The sequence below is a fragment of the Kitasatospora sp. NPDC090308 genome, from assembly GCF_044769485.1.
Classification (GTDB): domain Bacteria; phylum Actinomycetota; class Actinomycetes; order Streptomycetales; family Streptomycetaceae; genus Kitasatospora; species Kitasatospora fiedleri.
Window position 1 is genome coordinate 738,746 of sequence record NZ_JBIVXY010000001.1, and the last position, 26,119, is coordinate 764,864.

The window sequence follows — 26,119 nt, forward strand, 5'->3', positions numbered from 1 at the left end:
GGCTGCTGCGGCGGCACCGCGACTTCCGGATGCTGTGGATCGGCGAGACCGCCAACAAGTACGGCTCCGCGGTCACCGGGCTGGCCCTGCCGCTGATCGCCGTCAGCACCCTGCACGCGAGCACCCTCGAGGTCAGCCTGCTCGGCGCCGCCGGCTGGCTGCCCTGGCTGCTGATCGGCCTGCCCGCCGGGGTGTGGGTGGACCGGCTGCGCTGCCGCCCGATCATGCTCGTCTCGACCGCGGCCTCGCTGCTGCTGTACGCCACCGTCCCGCTGGCCGCGCTCGCCGGGGCGCTGACGCTGTGGCACCTGCTGGCCGTCGCGCTGCTCGCCGGGGCCGCCGGGGTGTTCTTCCAGACCGCGTACACCGCGTACCTGCCGCAACTGCTCGAACCCGCCGACCAGTCCGAGGGCAACGCCAAGCTGCACGGCAGCGCCTCGGCCGCGGGCATCGCCGGACTGGGCAGCGGCGGCCTGATCGCCCAGCTGGCCGGGCCGGTCAACGGGCTGCTGGCCAACACCGCGACGTTCCTGCTCTCGCTCTGGTGCACCCTGCGGATCGGCCACCGCGAGCCCCGCCGCGCCGAACGGCCCCGCCGGGCGCTGCGCCGGGAGATCGGCGAGGGGCTGCGGCTGCTCGCCTCCGACGTCTGGTTCCGCACCTTCGCGCTGTTCGGCGCCGCCTCCAACCTGGTGCTGACGGGCTACCAGTCGCTGCTGGTGGTCTTCCTGATCCGCGAGGTCGGCGTCAGCGAGGGCACCGTCGGCCTGCTGGTCGCGGTGGCCTCCACCGGCGGCATCGTCGGCGCGGCCGTCGCCCGCCGGATCGCGGCCCGGATCGGCACCTCGCGGGCCATGCTGGTGCTGGAGCTCGCCCTGCCCGCGCTGACCGTCCTGATCCCGCTGACCGGCCGCGGCACCGGGCTGGCCTGGTACCTGGTCGGCGGGTTCGGCGCCTCCTGCGGGGTCGTCGCCGGGAACGTCATCAAGGCCACCTTCCAGCAGCGCTACTGCCCGCCGGAGCTGCTCGGCCGGCTCTCCGCCAGCAGCGCGGTGCTCAACTTCGGCTCCATCCCGCTCGGCGCGCTGCTGGCCGGCGTTCTGGGCACCCAGCTCGGCGTGCGGCCCGCGATGTGGCTGATGACCGTCGGCGTGCCGCTGGCCGCGCTGATCCTCTGGTGCTCGCCGATGCGCCGCGTCCGCGACCTGCCCACCGAGCGCCGCGCGCCGGTCGGCGGGAGCGAGAGCGGGAGCGGGATGACGCCGGTGCCTCCGGTACCTCCGGTGGCGACGCGGGCCGGGCGGGTGCGGAAGGGTCGGAGGGCCGCAGGCGCAGCGGAGGTTCCTGCGCCGGGTGGCGCTGCGGGCGACGCGGCGTGCGCGCTCGACGCAGGCTGAGGGTGACGGGCCGCAGGTGACCGGCCGGGGGCGACTGGCCCGGGCGGTGGGCCGGTGGCGGTGGGGCGGTGGTGGCGGGCCGGTGGCGGCGGGGCTCAGCCGACCAGGCGGAGGGGACGGCTGACGCAGGACTGGTAGCGCTCCAGGACCAACCGGGCCAGGGCCGGGTGGTCGCCGAGCGGAGCGGAGGTCAGGGCGCCGCCGGCCGCGGCGGCCAGGCGGGCGAAGTCTCCCGGTGCGGTGAAGTAGGAGGCGACGGCGACCCGCGGGTGACCCTCGGCGGTGAGTTCGGCGACGCGGGCGGCCACGCTGGGGCCGCCCGCCGCCACGTACCCGGGCCGGACGGTGACGCCCAGGTGGTCCGAGAGCAGCCCGGCCTGGGTCTCGGTGTCCCGGGCGGCGTCCCGGTCGCGGGAGCCGGAGGCGGCGAGGACCACGGGCTCCCCGCGCCACCCGGCCGACGCCAGGCGGTCGGCCAAGGCCGCGGTGAGCAGCGGGTCCGGTCCGAGCGGCGGGGCGCACTCCCCCGCCAGGTGCGGTGCGGCGGACAGCACCCGGGGGATGTCCGCCTTGCTGTGGTAGCCGCGGCTGAGCAGCAGCGGCACCAGGACCACCCGGCCGCTCAGCTCGTCCAGCACCTCGGGCAGCAGCGGGTCGTTCAGGCCGAGGTGGCCGAGCCGGATGTCCAGCTCCGGGCGGGCCCGTCGCAGCCGGGCGTGCAGCCGGCCGAGTTCGGCGGACGCGGCCGGGTCGTGCGAGCCGTGCGCCACCAGCACCAGGGCCGGGCGGCGGGCCGCGTGCAGCACCCGCAGCGGGGCGATGCGGCCGGAGAGTGGAGTGGTGGTCATACCACCACCTTGCCGGACCCCTGTTTCGATCCGGTTGCCCACCTGTCACGGGTGCTTTCCCCCGCTCTCACCCGGCCGGTCCGCGCGGGTGAGAGCGGCCCGGGCCCCGGACGCTGCGGGCCCCGGACGCTGCGGGTCAGGCGGGGAGGGCAACCGGCGGTCGGCGACGGTGCGGCAGGGGCCGCGTCCGGTCACCGGCCGTCGGCGCCCGGTTCACCCGCCCTGGCAGGTGCGCCGGTCCCGACGGAGGGGCGGGCCGCTTCGCCGTACTCCTGGAGGAGCATCAGCGCCTCCCGGTGGGCCAGCGGGTCGCCCGCCTCGGCGGCCCGGCGGTACCACTCCGCGGCGTGCTGCGGCCGGCGGCGCTCGGCGAGCATCCGGGCCGCCGCGAGCAGGGCGTCCCGGTCGCCCTCGTCCGCCGCCCGCCCGTACCAGGCGAGCGCGTCGTCGACCCGGCCCCGGCTCTCCAGCATCTCGGCGGCCTCCCGGACGGCCGGGCGGTCGCCGCCGTCGGCGAGCCGCTGCACCCAGGCGACGGCCCGGTCGCCGCAGGTCGCGCCGGACAGCATCCGGGCCGCCTCGCGCAGCCGCTCCGGCTCCGGGCGGTCGGTGGAGCGCAGCAGCAGGCTCGCCTCGAAGAACCGGCCGGCCTCCTTGAGCAGTTCCACCGCCTCGTCCAGCGTTGCCGGGCCGGGCCGGACGGCGGGGACGTCCACCGGGACGTCCCCGGGAGTGCCCGGTCCGGACGGGCTCGCGCCGCGGGCGGCCGGGACCCGGGGCGGGGCCGGGTCGGCGGGTGCCTGCGGCTGCGGCGGCTCGAACCGTCCGAGGCCGGGCGCGAGCGGGGCCGCGGCGGTGGGTGCGGGCAGGACGGGGCGGCCGCCCGCCGCGAGCGCGGACCGGTACCAGTCGGCGGACTCCCGGAGACGGCCCAGTTCGCCCAGCAGCCGGGCGAGTTCGCGCATCGCGTAGACGTCGCCGCGGGCGGCGGCGCGTTCGTACCAGCGGACGGCGCGGGTGCGGTCGCCGTGCCGCTCCAGCAGGTCGGCGCCCTGGAAGAGGGCGGTCTCGCTGCCCGCTTCGGCCGCCTTCCGGTACCAGTCGAGCGCGCCGCCCGGGTCTCCGGCCCGTTCGCACCGCTCGGCGCGTTCGCGCAGCGCCTGCGGGTCGCCGATGTGCGCGTACCAGGGGAGGTTGCCGTACTGGCCGTGCCGGGCGAGCAGGGCCGCGGCCTCGTGCCAGGCGGTCTCGTCGCCGGACGCCGCCGCGCGCTCGTACCAGGCGGCGGCTTCGTCGATCCGGCCGGCGGCCTCCAGCGTGCGGGCCGCCTCGTGCGCGCCGGCGGCCGTTCCCAGGGCCCAGGCGCGTTCCCACCAGGCGACCGCCTGGTCGATCCGGTCGGCGGCGGCGCAGAGCCTGGCGCCGTCGGCGGCCGCCTCGGGGTGCCCGTCGGCCGCCGCCCGTTCGAACCACTCCAACGCCTCGTCGGTGCGGCCGAGTTCGGCGAGCAGGCGGCCGGCCCGGTGGCGGGCGGTGGGGTGACCGGCCCGGGCGGCCGCCTCGAAGCGGTGCAGCGCCGGTGCGATCTCGCCGTGTCGGCCGAGCAGTTCGGCGCCGCGGCAGTGGGCGTCGACGTCCCCGTGCTGGGCGGCCCGGTCGTACCAGTCGACGGCCTGGGCGAACCGGCCGTCCCGCTCCAGCAGTTCCGCCGCCCGGACGGCGGCTTCCGGCACTCCCCGGTCGGCGGCGGCGCCGTACCAGTCGGCCGCTTCGGCGGTGCGGCCCGCCTCGGCGAGCAGGGCGGCACCGATCGAGAGCGCGGTCGGGTCCCCCGATTCGGCGGCCGAGGCGCAGAGGCCGACCGCGATCCGGGTGAGGCCCCGGGTCGCCGCCGAGCGCGCGAGGGCGGACCGGTCGGCGGGGTGGGCGTACCTGGCCAGGCCCTCCCACAGCCCGGCCGGGACGGTGCGCCCCTCCCGTTCGGGCCGCAGCTGCCGCACCAGTGCCTCGGCGATCCGCACCTCGTGGCCGCCCGCCGTCCGGAGCGCCTCCGCCGCGCGGGCCGCCGCGGCGCCGTACGGTGCCCGACCGGCGGCGGGTCGACCGTCCCCGGTGCGGCTGCCCGCGGTGCGGTTGCCCGCGGCCCGGCCGGCGGTCAGCAGCGCGCCCGTCCCGGGGACCGCCTTGCGCAGGTAGGCCAGCCCGTCGGCCACCCAGCCGGGGCGCAGGGCGCTGAGCTCGCGGGGCGTCAGGTAGTGCGGGGCGGACGCGGCCAGCAGCGCCGCCGGGAGGACCGGGCGGTGGCCGAGGCGCACCGCGTCCAGCGCCGCGTCGACGACGGCCCGGGCGGCGGGCGGGGCCGAGCGGTAGCGGTTCACCAGCCGCGCCCCGGCCGGTACGGGGCCGCTGTTCACGGCCCGGCGGGCGCCGCTGCCGACTGTGACGGCCGCCGTGGACCGGACGCGGCGGCCCGCGCCCTCGGTGCCCCGGACGGTCACCGACCGCCGGACGGCCGGGCACGGCGCGCCGACGGCCGGCTCGGGCGGCTGGCGGTCGTTCCGCTGCCGGGGGAGCCGGGCGTGGAGGCGGTCGGCCTCCAGCAGGGCGGACCAGTGGTGGACCGACCGCACCGGCCGACCCGCGGCGCGGGCCAACTCCCCGGCCACCGCGGCGAGTCGGTCCGCCTCGCGGGGCACCGAGCGTCCGGACAGCCAGCCGCGCAGGGTGGAGGGGCTGATCCCGCCGGTGCGGGCGAGCCGTTCCTGGGTGATCGTCCGGCCGCCGGTCCGGCGGGCCTCGTCCCAGAGCGGCAGGAGTTCGCGCAGCACCGCGGAGCGGGTCGCCCGGCCCCTCACCTGCACGTCTGTTGTCATGCCAGCTCCCGGCCGGACTCGGACCGGATCTTCGAATCCGTTCCCCTGCGTGCAGGGTACGCACTCCCCCACCCCCTCGTACCGGCTTCTCCTCGAATCACGTTCCGGATCGGCGGTCCCGCCCCGCGCGGGCCCGCCGCCTGGTAGAGGGCGCCCGGCCGGGCCTGGTGCCGGGCCGGACCGGGACCGGGCGCTCTCACAGTCGGCGCCCGGTGCCGCTGAGGGCGAAGTTCCGGCGGTGAAACAGCGCGGCCCCGGTCGGGAAACACCCTCCGCACATGCTCGGTGGCACGACAGCGACCGGGCTCCGGGCCACCGGCGGCCCGCCCGGTCGGGGCCTCCGGCGGGACCGGAGGCGTGCCGCGCCCCGGACCGACGGCGGTCCGGTCGGCGCCCGGTCGGCCCGCCAGCTCCGGCCCCCACCGCCCGGAGCGCGACCTCGGAGGGACTTCCCGATGACCACCACCAAGCCCACACTGCTCCTGGTCGGCTACGGCATGGTCGGCCACCGCTTCCTGGAAGCCCTGGCCGACACCGGGGCGGCCGCCCGCTACCGGGTCGTCGTCCTCGCCGAGGAGCCCCGGCCCGCCTACGACCGGGTCGGCCTGACCTCGTACTTCTCCGGCCGGAGCGCGGACGACCTGCTGCTCGCCGAGGAGGGCTTCACCGATCGGCACGGGTTCGAGGTGCACCTCTCCTCCCCCGCCGTCTCACTCGACCCGGCGGCCCGGACCGTCACCACGGCCGCCGGGCGCACCCTCCCGTACGACACCCTGGTGCTGGCCACCGGCTCCTACCCCTTCGTCCCCCCGGTGGACGGCCGGGACGCCGAGGGGTGCTTCGTCTACCGCACCATCGAGGACCTGCAGGCGATCGAGTCCTACGCGGCCGGGGCCAGGGTCGGCGCGGTGGTCGGCGGCGGCCTGCTCGGGCTGGAGGCCGCCGGGGCGCTGCGGGGCCTCGGCCTGGAGACCCACGTGGTGGAGTTCGCGCCGCGCCTGATGCCCGTCCAGGTCGACGAGGCGGGCGGCGCGGCGCTGCGCCGGACCATCGAGTCGATGGGCGTGGTGGTGCACACCGGCATCGGCACCAAGGCGATCACCGTCGCCGGGGGGCGCGCGGTCGGCATGTCCTTCACCGACGACTCCGAGCTGGCGACCGACCTGGTGGTGTTCTCCGCCGGTGTCCGCCCCCGCGACCAGCTGGCCCGCGAGGCCGGGCTGACGGTCGGTGAGCGCGGGGGCATCGCGATCGACGAGCACTGCCGCACCTCCGACCCGCACGTCTTCGCGATCGGCGAGTGCGCCCTCGCGGTGGACGGCCGGGTGTACGGCCTGGTCGCCCCCGGCTACGAGATGGCCGTCGCGGTGGCCCGGCAGCTCGCCGGGCAGGCCCCGCAGCCGTTCACCGGCGCGGACCTCTCCACCAAGCTCAAGCTGCTCGGCGTCGACGTGGCCAGCTTCGGCGACGCCTTCGGCCGCACGCCCGGCTCGCTCGACGTGGTCTACTCCGACTCCCGCTCCGGCGTCTACAAGAAGCTGGTGGTGACCGGCGAGGGGGCGCTGCTCGGCGGCATCCTGGTCGGTGACGCCTCGGCCTACGCCACGCTCCGCCCGCTGGCGGGTACCGGCCGGCCGCTGCCCGTCCCCGCCGAGTCGCTGGTGCTGCCGGCCGGCGCGGACACCGCGGTCTCGCTGGGCGGCTCCGCGCTGCCCGACGACGCGGTGGTCTGCAGCTGCAACAACGTCACCAAGGGCACGATCCGGGCGGCCGTCACGGACCACCGGTGCGCCACCGTCCCCGAGGTGAAGAAGTGCACCCGGGCGGGCACCAACTGCGGCTCCTGCGTGAAGCTGCTCGGCACGATCGTCGCGGACGAGCTGGCGGCGAGCGGCGTCGAGGTCGACCGGGGCCTGTGCCCGTGCTTCGCCCACACCCGTGCCGAGCTCTACGAGATCGTCCGGGTCAAGCGGATCGCCACGCACCGCCGGCTGCTCGCCGAGCACGGCCGGGTGCCGGAGGGCGCGGAGGGCTGCGAGGTCTGCAAGCCGACGGTGGCCTCGATCATCGCCTCGCTGGCGCCGGAGCTGGAGGCCTCCGGGCACATCCTGGACGGCGAGCAGGGCGCTCTGCAGGACACCAACGACCACTTCCTGGCGAACCTGCAGAAGAACGGCTCCTACTCGGTGGTGCCGCGCATCCCCGGCGGCGAGATCACCCCCGACAGGCTGATCGTGATCGGCGAGGTGGCCAAGGAGTTCGGCCTCTACACCAAGATCACCGGTGGTCAGCGGATCGACCTGTTCGGCGCCAGCGTGGACCAGCTGCCGATGATCTGGAGCCGGCTGGTCGCGGCGGGCTTCGAGTCCGGCCACGCGTACGGGAAGTCGCTGCGCACCGTGAAGTCCTGCGTCGGCTCCACCTGGTGCCGCTACGGCGTGCAGGACTCGGTCGCCATGGCGATCCGGCTGGAGCTGCGCTACCGGGGGCTGCGCTCGCCGCACAAGCTCAAGTCCGCGGTCTCCGGCTGCGCCCGCGAGTGCGCGGAGGCCCGCGGCAAGGACTTCGGCGTCATCGCCACCACCAACGGCTGGAACCTGTACGTCGGCGGCAACGGCGGTGCCACGCCCCGGCACGCCGACCTGCTCGCCCAGGACCTGGACGACGAACAGCTGGTCCGCCTGATCGACCGGTTCCTGATGTTCTACATCCGCACCGCCGACCGGCTGGAGCGCACCTCCACCTGGCTGGAGCGGATCGAGGGCGGCCTGGAGCACGTCCGCGAGGTGGTGGTCGAGGACTCGCTGGGCATCGCCGACGAGTTGGAGGCGCTGATGGCCCGGCACATCGGCGACTACCAGGACGAGTGGGCGGCGACCCTGGCCGACCCCGACCGGATGCGCCGGTTCGTCTCCTTCGTCAACGCCCCCGGGGTACCCGACCCGAGCATCCGCTTCGTCCCCGAGCGCGACCAGGTCAAGCCCGACCTGGCGCTGCTGGCCACCGAGGGGCAGCTGCTCGCCGCCCTCGACCGCGACCGCGCCCCGTTCCCGTCCGCCCGCATCCTGGAGGAAGCCCGATGACCGCCACCGCCTCTGCCACCCGGGTCGAACTGCGCTCCGCCGCGGGCTGGTCGCCGGTCTGCGACCGGGACCTGCTGGTCCCCGGCCGCGGCGTCGCCGTCCTGCTGCCGGACGGCCGCCAGGCCGCCGTGTTCCGCGACGGCAGCGACCGCCTCTACGCCGTCGACAACCGCGACCCGTTCACCGGCGCGTACGTCCTCTCCCGGGGCCTGCTGGGCTCCACCGCGGACGGCCGGGTCTACGTGGCCTCGCCGCTGCTCAAGCAGCGCTTCGACCTGCTGACCGGGGAGTGCCTGGACGACGAGGGTGTCCGGATCACCGTCCACGCCGTCCGCTCCGCCTGACCCGGCGGCGCGCACCCGGCCGGCGGGCCGCCCCGGCCGCCACCGCACTGCCCGGCTGGCCTCTTCCGGACCGGACCGGCCCTCCCGACCGGCCCCGGCCCCCGTCGTCCCGCCGACGGGGGCCGGGGTCAGTGCTGCTGCCGGAGCGCCGCCAGGACGGCGGCGGCCATGCCCTGCTGCCCCTGAGCGTTCGGGTGGATCGGTGCCAGGCCCCGGTCGGCGGCGAGGGGCTCGATCCAGCGGGTGCCCGCGGCCTCGCACATGTCGTGGCCCGCGGAGGAGGCGTAGGTGTCGACGAAGCCCACCCCGGCGGCCTCGGCCCGCTGCCGGAGCATGCCGTTCAGCTGCTGCTCCTGCTCGGTGACGAAACCGAGGTCGGCACCCGCGATGCCGCTGCCCAGGGTCTCGGCGCAGCGGGCCGGGTCCTGCGGCAGCAGGGCCGGGTACCCGACGAGCAGCACCTCGGCCTGCGGGGCCCGCCGCCTGATCTCGCCGAGGGCCGCGGTGAGCCGCTCGCCGGTGGCGGTCATCTTCCGCTGGACCTCGCCCCGCCCGGTGCCGGTCGTGTAGTACGCCCGGCACGGCGCGGCGTCGCCCTGACCGGTCAGGCTGTGCCGGACGTTCTCGACCGCGCAGCGGCCCAGGACGTCGAGGAAGCCGGCGTCGTTGCCGCCGATCCCGAGCGTGACCAGTCGGGTGGCCGTGCTGAGCGCGTCCAGCTGCGGCGGGTTGGTGCCGTCGTCGGTCCGCTGGGCGGCCGTCAGGTCTCCGGTGCGGGCTCCGCTGCAGCTGACGTCGGTGAAGTCCGCGATGCCGAGCTGCCGGGCCACCAGCGACGGGTAGTTGGCACCCGAGCGGCCGCAGCCCTGCGGGGATCCGCCCTGGGGCGGGATCCGCAGGCCGGAGGTGTAGGAGTCCCCGAGGGCCGCGTACGGCCCGGTGGCCGGAGTGGCCGGGGTGGCGGAGGGAGTGGGGGACGAGGAGGCCGGGGCCGCGGGGGTCGGCGCGGCCCGGTCGGGCCCGGGGGCCGGGAGGGCCGCCCCGGCACCGCACCCGGCCGCGCCGAGCAGGACGGCACCGATCAGGGCAGCACGGACCGGGGCCGCCGCGGCGACCGTCCTCCGGCGGCGCACCTACTCGGCGCCGCGCTCGTGCTCGGCCAGGAACTCCTCGAACCTCCGGCCGAGTTCGTCCGCCGAGGGGAGGTCGCTGGCCTCGGCGAGCAGGCTCTCCCGGCCGACGGCGCCGGAGACCGCGTCGTACTGGCCCTCCATGCCCTGGATCGCCGAGCGCAGTTCGCCGTCGCCCTGGGAGAGCTGGTCCTCGATCTCGGCGTAGACCTCGTTGACCCGGGCGCGCAGCTCGCTGCCGGGCAGGACCAGGCCGGTGGCGGACTGGACGGCCTCCAGGATCGTCACCGCGGCGGCCGGGTAGGTCGAGCGGGCGATGTAGTGCGGGACGTGGGCCGCGAGGCCCAGCACGTCGTGCCCGGCCTGGGTGAGCCGGTACTCGACCAGCGCCTGGGCGCTGCCGGGCACCTGGGCCTGGTCGAACCACTTGGGGTGGCCGGCCGCCAGGTCGACCCGGTTGCCGTGCGGGGTGAGGCCGACCGGGCGGGTGTGCGGGACGCCCATCGGGATGCCGTGGAAGGAGAGGGCGAGCCGGATCTCGAACCGCTCCACCAGGTCGCCGACGGCGGCCGCGAACAGCTCCCACTCGGTGTCCGGCTCGGGGCCGGAGAGCACCAGGAAGGGCGCGCCCACCGAGTCCCGCGCCAGCTGGAGCAGGATCTCCGGCGGGTCGTAGTCCGTCCAGCTCTCGCGGTCGAAGGTCATCGCGGGGCGGCGGGCCCGGTAGTCGACCAGCCGGTCGTGGTCGAACCTGGCCACCACCTGCGGGGATCCCTGCTCCAGCAGGTGCGCCACGACCTGGCCGCCCGCCTCGCCGGCGTCCATGAAGCCCTCGAAGTGGTACAGCAGCACCAGGCCGGTGCCGGCCTCCGCGGCGGCGCGGGCCGCGGCCAGGGCCGTCACGCCCTGCGGCTCCAGCTCGTACAGCTCCTTGGGATCACGCACGGCGCATCCATCCCCGTTCCGTCTCGTCGTCTCGGAATGCTTTCGGACCTGACCTGTCCAGCGTGCGACGGCCCGTCGGCATTCCCGCCCCCGCACGAGTCTTCACGCCGTCTCTCGAATCCTCTCACCTCCCGGCAAAGCGCCTGGTCGCGGGCGTGGCACGCGGTCCGCCAGGCGGGACGGCGGGACGTCCCGGCGTGCCGGGAGGACCCGTGCGCCCCTGTTGGCGCGCCGCGAAGTGACGCACCGCCTCCGGGCAGGTATCGTCCTCTCGCTGCCTCGCATCGTCGCGTCGTCGCGCCACGCCGTCTGTCACGTCGTGGGCCACGCCCCGGTCCGTTGCGCTGCCAGCCCTCCCATGCGCACCTTGCCTTCACCTGGCCGCCTGCTTCGCTTCGTGATCTCGTTTCTCTCTCGGCCATCTCGCGGACGCACACTGTCCCGTCGCTCATCCCGCCGGATCGGTCCGTCGACCCGTGTCCGTACCGGCACCGCGCTGCCCGCCTCCGGGCTGCCGTCCCGCCGCACGCCCGAGCCTCTGGCGTAGCGCCCCCGGGCGGCCGCTCTCCGGGGCCGGGGCGATACGACCACAGCCCTCGCGCCGCGAACCCGGCACGCGGGCCCCGACGACCGCCGAAGGACCGAAGGATCCGTGCCCGTACCCGTCACCCTCTACGGCCGCACCGTGCGGCTGGAGCCCCTCGCCGAGCACCACGCCGCGGCCCTCGCCGTGGCCGGCTCCGAGGACCGTACGACCTACGCCTTCACTCCCGTCCCGCATGGCCTGGAAGCCGCCCGGGAGTACATCGCGCGCGCCCTCGCCGATCGGGCAGCGGGCCGGTCGATGCCGTTCGCCACGGTGAGCACCGCGGACAACCAGGTCGTGGGCTCGACCCGGTTCCTGGAACTCGACTACTGGCAGGGCCCGCTGGTCTGGCCGCCCGCTCCGGGCGTCCCGCACGGCGACCCGCTGGAGGCGGTGCCGGACGCCGCGGAGATCGGGAACACCTGGCTGTCCCCGCGGGCTCAGGGCACCGGCATCAACACGGAGGCGAAGCTGCTGATGCTGCGACACGCCTTCGAGGTGTGGCGGGTGCAGCGGATCTCGCTACGGGCCGATGCCCGCAACGCCCGTTCCCGGATCGCCATCGAGCGGCTGGGCGCGACCTCCGAGGGTGTCCGCCGGGCGCACTCGCGCGGTCTGGACGGGGTGGTCCGGTCCACCGCCTTCTACTCGATCCTGGACGAGGAGTGGCCCGCCGTCCGGGACATCATCGAGCTGCGGATCGCCGCCGCGACCTCGCCCAGCGCGCCGGACCCGGCGCCGCTCAACCAGGAGTGCCTTAGACACGGCGGCTCCCTGATGCCGGCCGCCTGAGCCGACCGGGCGGGCCCCGGAGCGATCCGGGGCGGAGAGATCCGGGGCGGGGCGGACGTGCGGTGTCGGCGGTGCCGCACGGCCAACCCGGACGCCCCGGCCGCCGGGTCTCCCCTGCGGGGTTTCTCGGCACTCTGTCAAGTTGTCAAGGAGCGGGGACAGCACGGGCTTCGGCTCACCTCCGTTCCTGGGGTCTGATCCTGCTGGCACTCCGCCCCGGCTCAGCCCTCGGCCCCGTCCGGGCCGGAGCCGGGCTCGGGCCCCGGCTCGGCCGCGGAACCGGCCGCCTCCGCGGCGGCGGCCATGCGCTGCAGCCCCGCGAGGTGCGCCGCCAGCGCGGCGCGGCCCGGCGAGGTCGCGGAGAGCCAGGTGCGGGGCCGCTTGCCGACGTAGCCCTTGCGGGCCCGCAGGTAGCCGACCGTCTCCAGGCTCGCCGCGGTCTTGCTGAGCACCGAGTCCGAGACCTGGCAGTAGTCCCGGACGACGGAGAACTCGGCTTCCTGGCATCCGCTGAGGAAGGCCAGGACGGTGAGCCTGGTGGGCTGGTGGAGTATCGGGTCGAGTCCGTTCACCGCTCGCTGCTCATGCTCTGCTCCTTGACCTCTCGATTGGCCATCGTGATGACACCCCAGACGGCCAAGCCGCCGACCACGCCCGCGGCGGCCATGGCCCACCCCTGGTCGCCGGTGGCCAGCCAGGTGCCGAGCCAGGCCAGCACCGCGGCCAGGATCGTCAGGCCGAGCGCCCACAGGACGTTCGGCGGGATCTTCACCTTCTCCAGCCGCGCGGCGACGCCGCTGGAGCGCATGGCCACCCGCACTATCGCCGCCAGCACCGCCGCCAGGCCGGCCGCGCACAGCGGTATCAGCCAGTGCGCCTGCTGCTGGAAGCTCTGTCCGATCGCCGCGCAGTAGACCGCGAGGGAGGCGCCCACCCCGGGGCCGTACCACCAGGGCATCGGTGCGGGCCGCCGGGCGGCGGCCCGCGCGCGCTCGGCGAGCGCCAGTGCCTCCGCGGGCGTGAGCCTCTCGGACTGCTCGTGCGCGTGCTGCTTGTCGTCAACCATGGGATCCCCCGAGCGGACATGCCGTCGGATCCGGCCTGCTGCCGGATCAAGTGCTACCACTCTGGCACATGCTTTCCGGAGGGGAAAGTAATTTTCCGACGGACCGTCAACAGGCTCCTCAGCAGCGCGGGTCGATCTCCTGGAAGGTGGCGTAGTGGTCGGCGGTCCAGTACTGCTCGCCCACGCCACCGGTGACGACCCGCCTGGTCCCGCGGTCGTCCGATCCGGGCGTGACCACGGTGAACTCGTGGTAGTAGCCGCTGCCCTGACGGGGCAGCCGGCCCTCCCGGTTCTCGAAGACGACACCGTCCGAGCGGTACGGGTAGGGGCCGCCCCGGGCGATCAGGCCGAGGGTGTCGAGGGCCTGCGCGGGCAGCTTGCTGCGGCAGACGTCGGCCAGCGCCGAACTGGTGGGCACCCAGCCGCCCTGGGCGGTGGGCGACTTGGCCGGGGCCGAGGGCTTGGGCGCGCCCGCGGCACCGCTGCGGGTGGCGGTGGCGGCGGCGCTGACGCCGGCGGTGGCGGACGCGGTGGCCGGGGACTTCGCGCTGCCCGCGCCGTCCGAGTCGTGCCCGCCGTTCAGCAGGGCGGCGACTCCGGCCGCGATCCCGAGGAGGACCACGGCGAGGAGGCTGATCAGGCGGTTTCGGCTGTTCATGGCCCCAGCCTGCCGCACCGGCTCACCCGGACGGCGCACGGCACGCGCCCGGCCCGACCCAGCCAGGCCCGGACCCGGGAAACGCCGCCGGGGCGGGGACGGACGCCGTTGTCCGTCCCCGCCCCGGCTGCTTCCCGTACGGCGGCTCTCCTGCGCCGAGCTCCGCCGTACGCCCCTCCCCTTCGGAGGGGTGCGGTCAGTGAACCGCGCTGCTTCGTGTCAGCGCGAGTCGCTGCCCGCCGTCTCGATGGCGGCGCGGCCTGCCTCCAGGCGCGCCACCGGAATCCGGAAGGGAGAGCATGATACGTAGTCCAGCCCCACCTCATGGAAGAAGTGCACCGAATCGGGGTCGCCGCCGTGCTCGCCGCAGACGCCGAGCTTGAGGTCGGGACGGGTGGCCCGGCCGGCCTGGGCGGCGTTCCTGACCAGGGCGCCGACGCCGTCGCGGTCGATGGTCTCGAACGGGCTGACCCCGAAGATGCCCTTCTCCAGGTACGCGGTGAAGAAGGAGGCCTCGACGTCGTCGCGGGAGAAGCCCCACACGGTCTGGGTCAGGTCGTTGGTGCCGAAGGAGAAGAAGTCGGCGGCCTCGGCGATCTGACCGGCGGTCACGGCGGCGCGCGGCAGTTCGATCATGGTGCCGAGCTTGATGTCCAGGGTGACGCCGGTGGAGGCGGCGACCTCGGCGAGCACCCGCTCGCACTCGTCGCGGACCAGTTCCAGCTCCTGGACGGTGCCGACCAGCGGGATCATCACTTCGGGGCGCGGGTCGCCGCCGGCCAGCTTGCGCTCGGCCGCGGCCTCGGCGATCGCCCGGACCTGCATGCCGAACAGACCGGGGATGACCAGGCCGAGCCGGACGCCGCGCAGGCCGAGCATCGGGTTGGCCTCGTGCAGCCGGTGCACGGCCTGGAGCAGGCGCAGGTCGTTCTCGTTCGGGTCCTTGCGGGCCTCCGCGAGGGCGACGCGCACCGACAGCTCGGTGATGTCGGGCAGGAACTCGTGCAGCGGCGGGTCGAGCAGCCGGACCGTCACCGGGAGGCCGTCCATCGACTGGAACAGCTCCAGGAAGTCGCCCTTCTGCAGCGGCAGCAGGCTGGACAGCGCGGTCTCGCGGTCCTTGTCGTTGTCCGCCAGGATCAGGTGCTCGACCTCCTTGCGGCGCTCCTCGCCGAGGAACATGTGCTCGGTGCGGCACAGGCCGATGCCCTGGGCGCCGTACCGGCGGGCGCGGTTCGCGTCCTCGGCGTTGTCGGCGTTGGCGCGCACCGCGAGGCGGCGGCGGCCGTCGGCGTGCGACATCAGCCGGTGCACGGCCTGGACCAGCCCGCCCTGGACGTCGGCGCCGGCGTGCAGGGTGCCCTCGAAGTACTCGACCACCGGGGACGGCAGCACCGGGACCTCGCCGAGGTACACCTTGCCGTTGGCGCCGTCGATGGAGACCACGTCGCCCTCGTGGACGACCTGGCCGTCGGCGGTGGTGAACTTGCGGTTCTTGGTGTCGACCTCCAGCTCCTCGGCGCCGCAGACACAGGTCTTTCCCATGCCGCGGGCGACCACGGCCGCGTGCGAGGTCTTGCCGCCGCGCGAGGTGAGGATGCCCTCGGCGGCGATCATGCCTTCCAGGTCGTCCGGGTTGGTCTCGCGGCGGACCAGGATGACCTGCTCGCCGGAGCGCGACCACTTCACCGCGGTGTACGAGTCGAAGACCACCTTGCCGACCGCCGCGCCGGGCGAGGCCGCGATGCCGTACGCGACCGGCCTGGTCTCGGAGGTGGGCGCGAAGCGCGGGAACATCAGCTGGGCGAGCTGGCCGCCGGTGACCCGGTGCAGCGCCTCGTCCAGGTCGATCAGGCCCTGGTCGACCAGCTGGACGGCGATCCGGAACGCGGCGGCGGCGGTGCGCTTGCCGACCCGGGTCTGCAGCATCCAGAGCTTGCCGCGCTCGATGGTGAACTCGATGTCGCACAGGTCCCGGTAGTGGTTCTCCAGGGTGTGCATGATGGACATCAGCTCGTCGTACGACTTCTTGTCGAGCTGCTCCAGGTCGGCCAGCTGGAGGGTGTTGCGGATGCCCGCCACCACGTCCTCGCCCTGGGCGTTCTGCAGGTAGTCGCCGTAGACGCCCTGGGTGCCGGTGGAGGGGTCGCGGGTGAAGGCGACACCGGTGCCCGAGTCCTCGCCGAGGTTGCCGAAGACCATGGTGCAGACGTTGACGGCGGTGCCCAGGTCGTTCGGGATCCGCTCCTGCCGGCGGTACAGGCGGGCCCGGTCGCCGTTCCAGGAGTGGAAGACCGCGTGGATCGCCAGGTCCAGCTGCTCGCGCGGGTCCTGCGGGAACTCCCGGCCGGTCTCCCGGAGCACGATCGCCTTGAAGGTGGCGACCAGCGTCCGCAGGTCCTCGGCGGTGAGGTCGAGGTCGTTGGCGGTGCCCTTGGCGTGCTTGGCCTCCTCCAGCGCCTCCTCGAAGAGCTCGCCGTCGACGCCCAGCACGGTCTTGCCGAACATCTGCACCAGGCGGCGGTACGAGTCCCAGGCGAAGCGCTCGTTGCCGGACTGATCGGCGAGCCCGGCCACCGAGGCGTCGGAGAGACCGATGTTCAGGACGGTGTCCATCATTCCGGGCATCGAGAACTTCGCGCCGGAGCGCACCGAGACCAGCAGCGGGTTGTCGGCCTGGCCGAGCTGCTTGCCCATCCGCTGTTCGAGGGCGGCCAGGTGGCCGGTGATCTCCTCGTTCAGCGAGCCCGGTTCGGTGCCGGTCTCCAGGAAGACCTTGCAGGCGTCGGTGGTGATGGTGAACCCCGGAGGGACGGGGAGACCCAGGTTGGTCATCTCGGCGAGGTTTGCACCCTTGCCGCCGAGAAGATCCTTGAGGTCCTTGTTTCCTTCGGTGAAGGAGTAAACAAACTTCTGCTGCGCCGTCACGGGTCGCTCTCCTCGCACACGGTTGCCCTGACGCCGGAGAACATACCCATTTCGAAGGCGGTCTAGGGGCGTGGATAGCTCGTACGAGCCACGAAGCCGGAGGTTGGCCAGCGGATCTAATGCCCGGGCGGGCGTTTGCCTGCGTTGCTGAAATCGTCCGGGTGACGCTAGCCATTGTTCAAGAATTGAACGCACCGATACATCGGGCTCACTCGAACCGGACACACGGTGACGGCATTCGCTCCGCCACGTTTCCCCGGCTTGATTTCCTGCAGCCAGCTGCGGCGATCCGCCGGAGGGCCCGTTCGGGAAGCGATCCGGACTTGTACACCTTGGCGAAGTCCACTGACTGACTGTCACTCGCCACGATATGTGGCCAGCATCACGAGCGCATCTCAGCTGTCAGGCTGACGACTCCTACGCCGGACGTCGCTTTCCGTTGATGTATCTGTCGCTCTGCGTTGCTCGAATTCGCCTTCAAGGAGCCCTGTTGTCCACCATGGACAGTCCGGCCGGGACGCCACGGCCAGACCCGGAACCGAGCTGAACCTGCCGTGGAGTACAGATCATCCGCCAGAGGTATCCGATTCGGCGTCTTCGGCCAGTCGGGCGCACTCGTACGGATCGTCCAACCAGCCCTCGGGCAGGACCACCCGGTTGTTGCCGCTGGTCCGGCCGCGCGGGCCGTCGGCACCGATCGGCCAGCTCTGCTCCTGGTCGATCAGGGCGAGCGTCTCCGTCAGCTCGGCCAGCGAGCTGGAACCGGCGAGCTTCACCCGCAGCTCGGAGCCGACCGAGAAGCCCTTGGTGTACCAGGCGACGTGTTTGCGGAAGTCGATGACGCCGCGGGCCTCGTCGCCGAGCCACTCCCCCAACAGCTGGGCGTGCCGCACCATGGCGCGGGCCACGTAACCGAAGGTGGGGCGGGCGTAGTCGGCGTCGCCCTCGAAGATCGACACCAGGTCCTTGAACAGCCAGGGCCGCCCCAGGCAGCCGCGGCCGACGACCACGCCGTCGCAGCCGGTCTCGCGCATCATCCGCACCGCGTCGTCGGCGGACCAGATGTCCCCGTTGCCGAGCACCGGGATGCCGGCCGGGACGGACTCGCGCAGGCGGGCGATGGCCGACCAGTCCGCGGTGCCGCCGTAGTGCTGGGCCGCGGTGCGGCCGTGCAGGGCGATCGCGGAGACGCCCTCCTCCGCGCCGATCCGCCCGGCGTCGAGGTAGGTGAGGTGGTCGTCGTCGATGCCCTTGCGCATCTTCATGGTGACGGGCAGGTCGCCCGCGTTGGCGACCGCCTGGCGCAGGATGTCGCGCAGCAGGTTGCGCTTGTACGGCAGCGCGGAGCCGCCGCCCTTGCGGGTCACCTTGGGGACGGGGCAGCCGAAGTTGAGGTCGATGTGGTCGGCGAGCCCCTCCGTGGAGATCATCCGGGCCGCCTTGCCGACCGTCTCCGGGTCCACCCCGTACAGCTGGATCGAGCGCGGCTTCTCGCTCGGGTCGAACTTGATCAGCTGCATGGTCTTGGCGTTGCGCTCGACCAGGGCGCGGGTGGTGATCATCTCGGAGACGTACAGGCCACGGCCGCCGCTCTGCTCCCGGCACAGGGTGCGGAAGGGCGCGTTGGTGATGCCGGCCATCGGGGCCAGCACCACCGGCGGCCAGACCTGCATCGGCCCGATGTTCAACGGGGCGAACTCCGGCGCGCCGGATGCTGCCGGGGTGGCCTGGGCGGTGTCGGGCGTGATGGTCATGCGCGGCGGATCCTCATACGGGTAGGGCCCCAATGTCGGGCTTCCGGACTCTCCATTCTCTCCCACCCGCCGGACCGCCCGGGCCGGGGCCGGGCGCGGGCTCCGCCGGGGGCTGCGACGGGTGTGCGACGGCCGGTGCGTGCGGTGGGTGGACTGCGGTGGGTGGGCTGCGGTCGGTGGACTGCGGCGAGGCGGTGGGCGGCGGTGGGGCGCTGGGCGGTGGCGGCCCCGGGTGCGGTCAGGGCTTCCCGGTGCGGCCGATGGTGACGGTGCCGGAGGCGGAGGTGATGTCGAGCAGCCGCGAGGAGTCGGCGTCCTGGAGGGACGGGTCGACCGTCTGGCCGCCGCCGTCGCTGCTGAGGTCGATCCGGTACCGGCTGCGGTCGTCGGGCAGGTCCAGGACCAGGTTTCCCGAGGCGAGGCGGGTGGTGACCGATTCCGGCGGGCGGTCGTACTGGAGGGTGACCCGCCCGGAGGAAGCGGACAGCTGGGTCCTGGACGCGCCCAGCCCCGTCCCGATGATCTGACCGGAGCCGCTCTTGGCCCAGATCGGGCCGCTGACCCTGGTCAGCTGGACCTGGCCGCTGCCGGTCTCAGCCGAGACGGCGCCCGTCACGTCCACGATCTCCGTGCGTCCGGAGCCGTTGCGGGCGTGGACCTCGGTCGACGGCGGCACCTGTATGTCCAGGGCGACCGGGCAGCCGCGCAGGAGCCGGGCCTCCGGGCAGTCGACGGAGACCGTCATCCGGCCCGCGTCGATCCGCGTGGCGACCGTCGGCCTGCGCAGCGCCCAGCCCAGCTGTTCGGCCACCACCACACGGTCGGTGCCACCGGACCGGACGGTGACCTGGGCCGGGCCGGAGGCGATGTCGAGCTGCCCGATCGCCTCGAAGTACGTCCGCTCCCGGGTGGTCTCCCGCTGGACGAGGGCCGCCCCCGTGACGGCGGCGCCCGTCAGGAGCGCGCAGGCGAGCGCCAGCACGCCGACGATCCGCCAGGCCCGGCGCTCGCCGGGGCCCGGCACGGCGGGCGGGCCCGTCGGCCCCGAGGCCGGCAGCCAGCGGGCGAGCCGGCCCGGCGCGGGGGCGAGCCGTGGCTGCGGCTGCGGCGGGGCGGTCCGGGTCATTGGCTGACCTCCAGGAAGCGCAGCACCGCGAGCACCCGGCGGTGGGTGTCCTCGGCGGGTGGCAGGTCGAGCTTGGTGAGGATCGAGTTGATGTGCTTGGCGACGGCGCTGTCGCTGACCACCAGGGATTCGGCGATCGCGGTGTTCGAACGGCCCTCGGCCATCAGCGCCAGCACGTCTCGCTCGCGGGGCGTCAGCCGGTGCAGCGGGTCGCGGTCGCGGCGCAGCAGCAGCTGGGCGACGACTTCGGGGTCGAGCGCGGTGCCGCCCGCGGCCACCCGCTGCAGCGCCTCCACGAACTCGTCGACGTTCGCCACCCGCTGCTTGAGCAGGTAGCCGACGCCGCTGGTGTTCTTGGCCAGCAAGTCCGCCGCGTAGCGCTCCTCGACGTACTGGGAGAGCAGCAGGACCGCAGTGTCGGGCCACTGCCGGCGGATCATCAGCGCGGCCCGGACGCCCTCATCGGCGAAGCCCGGGGGCATCCGGACGTCCGCCACGACGATCTGCGGGCGGTGCTCCTCGACGGCGGCGAGCAGCGTCTCGGCGTCCCCCACGGCGGCGGCGACCTCGTAGCCCTCGCTCTCCAGCACCTTGACGATGCCGATCCTCAGGAGGACCGAGTCCTCGGCGATCACAGCTCGCACGGCAGCTCCATGGTGATGGTGGTCGGGCCCCCGCGGGGGCTGGTGATGGTGAAGGACCCGTCGACCGAGGCGGCGCGTTTGCGCAGGCCGGTGAGGCCGGTGCCGCGGTCGGCGTCCGCCCCGCCGATACCGTCGTCGGTGATGGTGATGCGCAGCCGGTCGGCCGCCCGGTGCAGGGCGAGGTCGACCCGGGAGGCCCGGGAGTGCTTGGCCGCGTTGGCCAGCGCTTCGGAGACCGTGAAGTAGGCGACCGCCTCCACGGTGGGCGCTATCCGGCCCGGCAGGTCGACCGTGAGGTGCACGGGGACGGGGCTGCGGGCGGCGATGCCGGAGAGCGCCGCGTCGAGCCCGCGGTCCTCCAGCACCGCCGGGTGGAGGCCGCGCACCAGGTCGTGCAGCTCCTTGATGGCGGCCTGGGCCTCCTCGTGCGCGGCGGCGATGACCTCCAGGGCTTCGGGCGGGAGGTGCTTGAGGGTGCGCCGGGCGAGGCCCAGGTTCATCGCCAGCGAGACCAGGCGCTGCTGGGCGCCGTCGTGCAAGTCCCGCTCGATGCGGCGCCGTTCGGCGTCGGCGGCGTCCACCACGTCCACCCGGCTGCGGGCCAGGTGCTCGACGCGGCGCTCCAGCAGCTCCGCCCGGTTGGGGCCGAGCAGGGCCCGGACCGTCCACAGGTCGACGGCGGCGAGCAGGGCGACCAGCCAGGGCGTGACGGCGAGCAGGAGCAGGCCGCCGACGGTCGCGGCGGCGCCCTCGGTCGTCCAGCCCTGCGCCGCCCTCAGGGGGTTGTCGGGCGGCAGCAGCCACACCCAGCCGAAGAAGCCGAGCAGGACGATCGACGCGCCCCAGAGGCCGAGCACCGAGGCGGCGCACAGGGCCTGCACCGGAGCAGCCAGCAGGTGGTGCGCGGCCTGCCGCCACGTCAGCCCCGCGCGGAGCCGGACCAGCCAGGCCGCGCCCGGTGGGACCCGGCCCGGGACCTCCAGCCCGCGCAGGGCGCGGACCCGGCTGCGCTGGGCGACGGTCAGCAGGTCGAAGAGGACCACGAGCAGGGCCAGCCCGGGCAGCAGGGCTCCGCTCGGGAGGACGAGGAGGATCACGCAGGGCAGGCCGAACGGGAGACCGGCGGCCAGGAAGAGGGAGTCCCGTCGAGTGCCCGCGGACCACGGCGTGCGCGCGGCTACGGCGGCACGAACCGCGGTGGCCCGAGCCGTGACGGCATGGGCCGTGACCGCGTGGGCTGCGGCGGCCGGGGCCGCCCGGCGCGGGGGCGCGTCGATCTTCGACTGGAACATGCGGATCAGCGTAGGGGCCGCCTGATCTCGGCTTCCATGGCGCAGGCTTCCGTCTTTGGGGTGAAGCTGGCTACACCCCAAAGACGGAACCGCACACTACCGACAAGATCCTTGCGCCGAAGGATTCTTGACGGCATGACGAATACGAACCTGATGCGTTGTGACCGCGGTCCGCTCTCCCCTGCTCGGGCGGTGGCCCCGGAGTTCGCCGATCCTTGTAGCGAACTCACCTACACAGTGGATGAGTTGGGCGCGTTCGCCGCGATCGGCCCGTGGTCGGTGCGCCTGCGGGCGGGCCGCCGACCGGCCATGGAGGTGTACGAGTACGGCGAACTGCTCGATGTCGTGGTCGAGTCCTCGCTCGGTGCGGCCGGATTGCGCGGGGCGCGGCGCGGCCCGGCCGGAAGACCGGGGGCGGGGGCGGTCGTGTGCGCCTGGGGCCGACTACCACCCTGCGGGGCTCCCCCGCCGGTGCGCTTCCTCACCGGCGGGTTGCGGCGGCGGGCGGCGGACGCCGTGGCCGTACGGACGGCGGGCCGGTTCTGGTTCGCCTCCGCGGCCGGGAGGTTCCGCTGGGTGCAGGCGTCGGCGGCGTCCTGCTGCGCCGAGCACGCGGAGCCGGGGAGGGTGGCATGAGCACGTTGAATCCCAGGCTTTCCAGAGTCGGCGGCGTCGTCCCGGTGGGGCGGTCGACGGGTGCGCTCCGACCGGTCGGGTGGTTGCGGCCGGAGGTGCTGTTCCCAGGGTGCGGGCTGGTCCTGCTGCCCTGGTCGGCGCTGCTGGCCGTGCTGCCCGGTGGCCGCCCCTGGGTGGTGCTCGATCTGGCCGAGTCGGCGGCCCTGTCGGTTGCCGCCGCGTGCCTGCGGCGGGGCCGGAGCCCGTTATGGCCGGCCGGGCTGGCCGGTGTCCTGCTGGTCACGGACGCCGGGTGCGACCTCGCGACGGCCGTCGACGGGCCCGGGCTGCTGGTCGCCCTGCTGATGGCGGCGTGCGCGGAGTTGCCACTGGCCGCCGTGTGCTGGTCGGTGGCGTTCCGCAAGGGGACCGTCCGCACGGGCGGCGGTCCGGCTCCGGCGGCCGGGCGGTGGCCACGGCTCTGGATGTTCCAGGTGTCCGGAGTGTTCCGGGGTCGTGCCGTGGCCCCGGTTCCGGTGGGCGGCCCGCCCACCGGGTTCCTCACGAAAGGAGTGTCAGTGCAGATCATCGAGCTGACGGCGCGATCCACTGCGGGGATCGTGTCCGGGTCTCCGGCGAGCCGGTTGTACGCCGCGATGTCGAGCCGGCTGCGGGTCACCCCGGCCGCGGGCGTGCGGGGCCGCCCGGCGGCCGCCGCGACGGGGCGTTCCGCCGCTCCCGGGGGCCCGGCGGTCTCGGAGGTGCACCGGGGCCACCGTCCGGCGGGCTCGACCGGCCGGGCACCGACCGCCGGGGCCCACGCCCGGGCCGAGCCCCGGGCGTCCCGCCCCGGCCCGGGCCGGACGCCCCGCACGGCGTCCGCCGCGGCGAGAGCGGCAGCCGCCTCGTCGCGGCGCAGGCCCGTGCTGCGGCGGCCCGCCGTGGAGCGGCCGACCTGCTTCCGGGAGCTGCGTTCCCGCAAGCTCCGTCAGGGCACGGCCGGTCCACGCCGCCCCTCCCCCACGGGAGGTTGACCACCCGCCCGAGCAGCCCCGCGCCGGAAGGAGCTGCCCCCCTCCCCGTACCGGGCATGTTCGAACGGCCGCCCGGTCCGGAGCTGAAAGGAGCCGCCTGACCCTGCCTACGACCTGACAGTCCGCGCTGTCGCCGACCTGAACGCGTTCCTCCACACCGGCGTCTTCCGTTCCTTGACCACTGCATAGTGCGATACGTCCTGCCGCCCACCGACCACGCGCCGGCCGTCGACCCCCGCCCCGGGTGTCGCGCCGGCCGGTGCGGGGTGTGGTCGGCAGGCCCTGCCGCGGGCGGGCTGACGAGGACGGGGCCACCGTACGGGCGGACGGCGAGGGCCGGATCGGCGGCCGTGCCCTCGCCCAGGGGCGGGTATCGGAGCAGGTGCCCGCAGGAAAATGGAGGGCCCGGCAGGCGGGGCCGGTGCGAGGATGGCGCCATGACGACGAACCCGACCCCCTCCCCCAGCGAGGTGCGCACCCGCGAGCAGCTGACGGCCGCGGTCGCGTCCGGGGCGCGCCCGAAGTACCTGCATTTCTGGGGCCACCAGCCGCAGCGGGACGGGCGGATCGGGCCCGGCGCGCTCAGCCAGTGGTGGCCCTCCCCGTTCACCGTCGACGGGGTCGAGTACCGCACCGCCGAGCACTGGATGATGGCCGGGAAGGCCCGGCTGTTCAGGGACGAGGAGATCGTCCCGAGGATCCTCCGGGCGCGGACGCCCGCGGAGGCGAAGAAGTTGGGGCGCCAGGTCCGGGGATTCGACGACGAGCGCTGGGTCGCGCAGCGTTTCGAACTGGTGGTGAACGGCAGCACCGAGAAGTTCGGACAGGACGAGCAGCTCCGCACGTACCTGCTCCGCACCGGCGAGCGCGTTCTGGTGGAGGCCAGTCCGCTCGACCGGATCTGGGGAATCGGGCTCGCCGCCGACGACGAGCGGGCCGCGACCCCCGCCCAGTGGCGAGGGCTGAACCTGCTCGGCTTCGCCCTGATGGAGGCACGGGCGCGACTCGCGGGCTGAACCCGACCAACTGGCCGATGCAGGGCGGCAGTTGTCCAGCAACTCGCACAAGTGGGTTGATTCGGGAGGAAGTCGGTCGCGACCCGTGAACGCCGCCGTCCTCCCGTGTCGCACCGGCCACTCGTATCGTCGTCCCGAAAAGGTTAAGACTTGCTCCCGTAACGTGGCCGCCGCATGGCAGCGCCAGGATGGCCACCAGATTGTTGTGTTCGGAGGCCGGTCGGGCGGTCTCCTGGAGAGGTCGGGGCGGGGCGCGATGACCGTACGCAATTCAGGGCCGGATTCGGCCGATGTCCAGACGCTCAGGGCGGAGTTGGACGAACTCCTGAGGGCGCGGCAGTTCGCCGCACAGCGCGAGCGCAGGCTCGCCGAGGCCGTCCGGGCCGGCTACGAACCCGATCACTCGCCCGCCTACGGCCGCCCGCCCCGGCAGCCCGATCCCGAACTGGTGCGACAGCTCGCCCAGGTACAGAACCTCCGCGAAGGACTCGGCGCCCGCTGTCTCGAACTGAGCGACCGCCTCCTGGCAGCCGAGGACCGACAGTTGGCCGGGCGGTTGGCCGACCGTCCCGCACCCGTACCCGGCATCGACCCGGGCACCCCCGCCCAGGGCCCCTGGGCGCACCGACCGGACGAACCGGCCGCTCCTCCGATGCCCCCGCCGCGCTCGTTCCCGACCGGAGCCCGCTTCGGCGGAGACCGCAGATCGGGCCTGGCCCACGAACCGGCCGCCACGTCCGACAGACCGGCGGACCTGACCGGCAGCGCCGACCCGGCCGCGGCCCTGCCCGCCGGAGGGCCGCCCCTGCGCGGCGCCCGCTTCGGGGCCAGCCGCCCTCGTCGCGCCGGCCGGAAGAACGACGACCGCACCACCACCGCCGCATCCCGGCCCATCGTCGACGCGGCCGGCGCGGTTTCCCGGAGCGGCGGAACGGACGCCCGGGCGGAAGAGCCCACCGGCACCTCCTGGGCCGGAACAGGCACCCACGGCAACGGAACCGACTCCCACCGGGCCGACAGCACCGCCCGCCCGGGCACGGAGCGCAACGGCACCGAACCCACCAGGCCGGGCACCGCCCCCCGCAGCAACGGCACCCCCAGTAACAGCACCGGACTCGCGGGCCCCAGGAACCGGGCGGAGGCCGCCGCGCCGGAGGGCGGCGTGCGGGCCCGGACAGGTGCCGAACTGGTCGCCCTCACCCAGCGGATCACCGACCTGCACCGGCAGGGCGCGGTGCACGAATCCGCGGGCCTCGTGGGCCAGGCGGCCCTGATGACCACGCCGAGCGATCTGGTCGGGCTGGCCGCGCTGCTGCGGGCCGAGGGACCAGCCGGCTCCTCCACCTACCTGGCCCGGTCGGTGGCCCTCGGCTCCCCGGCGCACGCGGCGGCCACCCTGGCGGAACTGCGTCAGGGCGGGCTGGTGGACGAGGCGGCCGACCTGTTCCACGCCCTGTGGTCGGTGAGCACGCAGACCTTCCCGGCGCTGCTCGCCGCCTTGGAGCGGTCGGGCCAGTCGGCCGACGGGCAGACCCTGCTGTGGGAGCGGGCCTCCGCCCCGGCCGATGAACTCGCCGAACTGTCGCAGGAGTTGCGCGTCGCGGGGCGCTCCGAGGACATTCGCCACCTGCTGCGCCAGGCCGCGGGCCGGCCGATCAAGGAGGTCGCGACGATCGCTGCGGCACTGGACGAGGAATCCGCGGTCGAGCTGATCGGCGAGTTGGTGCGGCTGCGGTCGGCGAGCGACGTCGGGCACTTCGCGGCCGCGATCCAGGGCTCGGTGGAGCTGTACGACACGCTGCTGTTCGCCGCCGACGGCTTGGAGGAGAGCCGGGCCCGCAGCGTGTTCGCGGCGCTGCGCACCGCGGGGCTGCCGACCGAACCGGCTCCCCGCTCGCGGCCTAAGTCCCGCCAGCGCCGCTGAGCGGGGCTCCGCGAGAGGCCCGTCACCGCAATAGCTCCACCCCGCCTCACGCCCCGCGGACCGG

At 74.6% G+C, this 26,119-nt stretch carries 20 protein-coding genes; 8 read left to right on the forward strand and 12 right to left on the reverse strand.

Annotated elements, in window-relative coordinates; all coding sequences use genetic code 11:
• The first annotated feature begins 29 nt into the window (after positions 1-29).
• Positions 30-1,397 (forward strand): MFS transporter, encoded by a 1,368-nt coding sequence (locus tag ACIQVD_RS03205; RefSeq protein WP_402285866.1) that lies wholly within the window; start codon positions 30-32, stop codon positions 1,395-1,397.
• 95 nt (positions 1,398-1,492) lie between these two features.
• Here ACIQVD_RS03205 and ACIQVD_RS03210 read toward each other — a convergent pair whose 3' ends face one another.
• Together ACIQVD_RS03210 and ACIQVD_RS03215 are read right to left on the reverse strand one after the other, a co-directional pair.
• A complete protein-coding gene (locus ACIQVD_RS03210) occupies positions 1,493-2,245 on the reverse strand; it encodes a sirohydrochlorin chelatase (RefSeq protein WP_402285641.1) in 753 nt (250 codons plus the stop codon).
• Positions 2,246-2,436: 191 nt separating this feature from the next.
• The gene (locus tag ACIQVD_RS03215; protein ID WP_402285644.1) at positions 2,437-5,118 is read right to left on the reverse strand and encodes a hypothetical protein; all 2,682 of its coding nucleotides are present in this window, start codon (positions 5,116-5,118) and stop codon (positions 2,437-2,439) included.
• 455 nt (positions 5,119-5,573) lie between these two features.
• On the opposite strand from ACIQVD_RS03215, the gene nirB reads away from it, so the two are divergent.
• Entirely contained in the window at positions 5,574-8,201 is a 2,628-nt protein-coding gene (gene nirB / locus ACIQVD_RS03220; RefSeq protein WP_402285647.1) for a nitrite reductase large subunit NirB, read from the forward strand.
• The gene (nirD, locus tag ACIQVD_RS03225) at positions 8,198-8,545 is read left to right on the forward strand and encodes a nitrite reductase small subunit NirD (protein ID WP_400686614.1); all 348 of its coding nucleotides are present in this window, start codon (positions 8,198-8,200) and stop codon (positions 8,543-8,545) included. The genes nirB and nirD overlap by 4 nt, the downstream gene beginning before the upstream one ends.
• Before the next feature lie 128 nt (positions 8,546-8,673).
• Here nirD and ACIQVD_RS03230 read toward each other — a convergent pair whose 3' ends face one another.
• Together ACIQVD_RS03230 and ACIQVD_RS03235 are read right to left on the reverse strand one after the other, a co-directional pair.
• On the reverse strand, positions 8,674-9,678 hold the full coding sequence (locus ACIQVD_RS03230) for an SGNH/GDSL hydrolase family protein (RefSeq protein ID WP_402285650.1): 1,005 nt from the start codon (positions 9,676-9,678) through the stop codon (positions 8,674-8,676).
• The gene (locus ACIQVD_RS03235) at positions 9,679-10,620 is read right to left on the reverse strand and encodes a PAC2 family protein (RefSeq protein WP_282205659.1); all 942 of its coding nucleotides are present in this window, start codon (positions 10,618-10,620) and stop codon (positions 9,679-9,681) included.
• A gap of 652 nt (positions 10,621-11,272) precedes the next feature.
• Here ACIQVD_RS03235 and ACIQVD_RS03240 point away from each other — a divergent pair.
• Positions 11,273-11,998 carry a GNAT family N-acetyltransferase gene (locus ACIQVD_RS03240; RefSeq protein ID WP_402285653.1) on the forward strand — a complete coding sequence of 242 codons (726 nt, stop codon included), beginning with the start codon at positions 11,273-11,275 and terminating at the stop codon, positions 11,996-11,998.
• A gap of 221 nt (positions 11,999-12,219) precedes the next feature.
• Here the strand turns inward: ACIQVD_RS03240 and ACIQVD_RS03245 are convergent, their stop codons facing one another.
• The 8 genes from ACIQVD_RS03245 to ACIQVD_RS03280 all read right to left on the reverse strand — a co-directional run bounded on the left by ACIQVD_RS03245 (position 12,220) and on the right by ACIQVD_RS03280 (position 21,466).
• Entirely contained in the window at positions 12,220-12,570 is a 351-nt protein-coding gene (locus tag ACIQVD_RS03245; protein ID WP_400686607.1) for a transcriptional regulator, read from the reverse strand.
• The gene (locus tag ACIQVD_RS03250) at positions 12,567-13,064 is read right to left on the reverse strand and encodes a hypothetical protein (RefSeq protein WP_402285656.1); all 498 of its coding nucleotides are present in this window, start codon (positions 13,062-13,064) and stop codon (positions 12,567-12,569) included. The genes ACIQVD_RS03245 and ACIQVD_RS03250 overlap by 4 nt, the downstream gene beginning before the upstream one ends.
• Before the next feature lie 118 nt (positions 13,065-13,182).
• Positions 13,183-13,722 (reverse strand): ribonuclease domain-containing protein, encoded by a 540-nt coding sequence (locus ACIQVD_RS03255; RefSeq protein ID WP_402285659.1) that lies wholly within the window; start codon positions 13,720-13,722, stop codon positions 13,183-13,185.
• Between the two features lie 219 nt (positions 13,723-13,941).
• Positions 13,942-16,650, reverse strand: a complete 2,709-nt coding sequence (gene ppdK / locus ACIQVD_RS03260) for a pyruvate, phosphate dikinase (RefSeq protein ID WP_400686601.1) — start codon at positions 16,648-16,650, stop codon at positions 13,942-13,944.
• A gap of 566 nt (positions 16,651-17,216) precedes the next feature.
• Positions 17,217-18,404 (reverse strand): tRNA dihydrouridine synthase DusB, encoded by a 1,188-nt coding sequence (dusB, locus tag ACIQVD_RS03265; RefSeq protein ID WP_402285663.1) that lies wholly within the window; start codon positions 18,402-18,404, stop codon positions 17,217-17,219.
• Positions 18,405-18,642: 238 nt separating this feature from the next.
• On the reverse strand, positions 18,643-19,530 hold the full coding sequence (locus ACIQVD_RS03270) for a DUF4097 family beta strand repeat-containing protein (protein ID WP_400686599.1): 888 nt from the start codon (positions 19,528-19,530) through the stop codon (positions 18,643-18,645).
• A complete protein-coding gene (locus ACIQVD_RS03275) occupies positions 19,527-20,174 on the reverse strand; it encodes a response regulator (RefSeq protein ID WP_400686597.1) in 648 nt (215 codons plus the stop codon). The genes ACIQVD_RS03270 and ACIQVD_RS03275 overlap by 4 nt, the downstream gene beginning before the upstream one ends.
• A complete protein-coding gene (locus ACIQVD_RS03280) occupies positions 20,162-21,466 on the reverse strand; it encodes a histidine kinase (protein ID WP_402285668.1) in 1,305 nt (434 codons plus the stop codon). The genes ACIQVD_RS03275 and ACIQVD_RS03280 overlap by 13 nt, the downstream gene beginning before the upstream one ends.
• 135 nt (positions 21,467-21,601) lie before the next feature.
• Between ACIQVD_RS03280 and ACIQVD_RS03285 the strand changes: the two genes are divergently transcribed.
• The 4 genes from ACIQVD_RS03285 (at position 21,602) to ACIQVD_RS03300 (ending at position 26,055) form a co-directional block, all read left to right on the forward strand.
• Positions 21,602-22,102: a hypothetical protein gene (locus tag ACIQVD_RS03285; protein ID WP_402285670.1), complete on the forward strand. Its 501-nt coding sequence runs from the start codon at positions 21,602-21,604 to the stop codon at positions 22,100-22,102.
• The gene (locus ACIQVD_RS03290) at positions 22,099-23,115 is read left to right on the forward strand and encodes a hypothetical protein (RefSeq protein WP_402285672.1); all 1,017 of its coding nucleotides are present in this window, start codon (positions 22,099-22,101) and stop codon (positions 23,113-23,115) included. Before ACIQVD_RS03285 ends, ACIQVD_RS03290 begins: the two co-directional genes overlap by 4 nt.
• A gap of 437 nt (positions 23,116-23,552) precedes the next feature.
• A complete protein-coding gene (locus ACIQVD_RS03295; RefSeq protein ID WP_402285673.1) occupies positions 23,553-24,131 on the forward strand; it encodes an NADAR family protein in 579 nt (192 codons plus the stop codon).
• A 313-nt stretch (positions 24,132-24,444) separates the two neighbouring features.
• Positions 24,445-26,055: a hypothetical protein gene (locus ACIQVD_RS03300; RefSeq protein ID WP_402285674.1), complete on the forward strand. Its 1,611-nt coding sequence runs from the start codon at positions 24,445-24,447 to the stop codon at positions 26,053-26,055.
• Positions 26,056-26,119 lie beyond the last annotated feature (64 nt).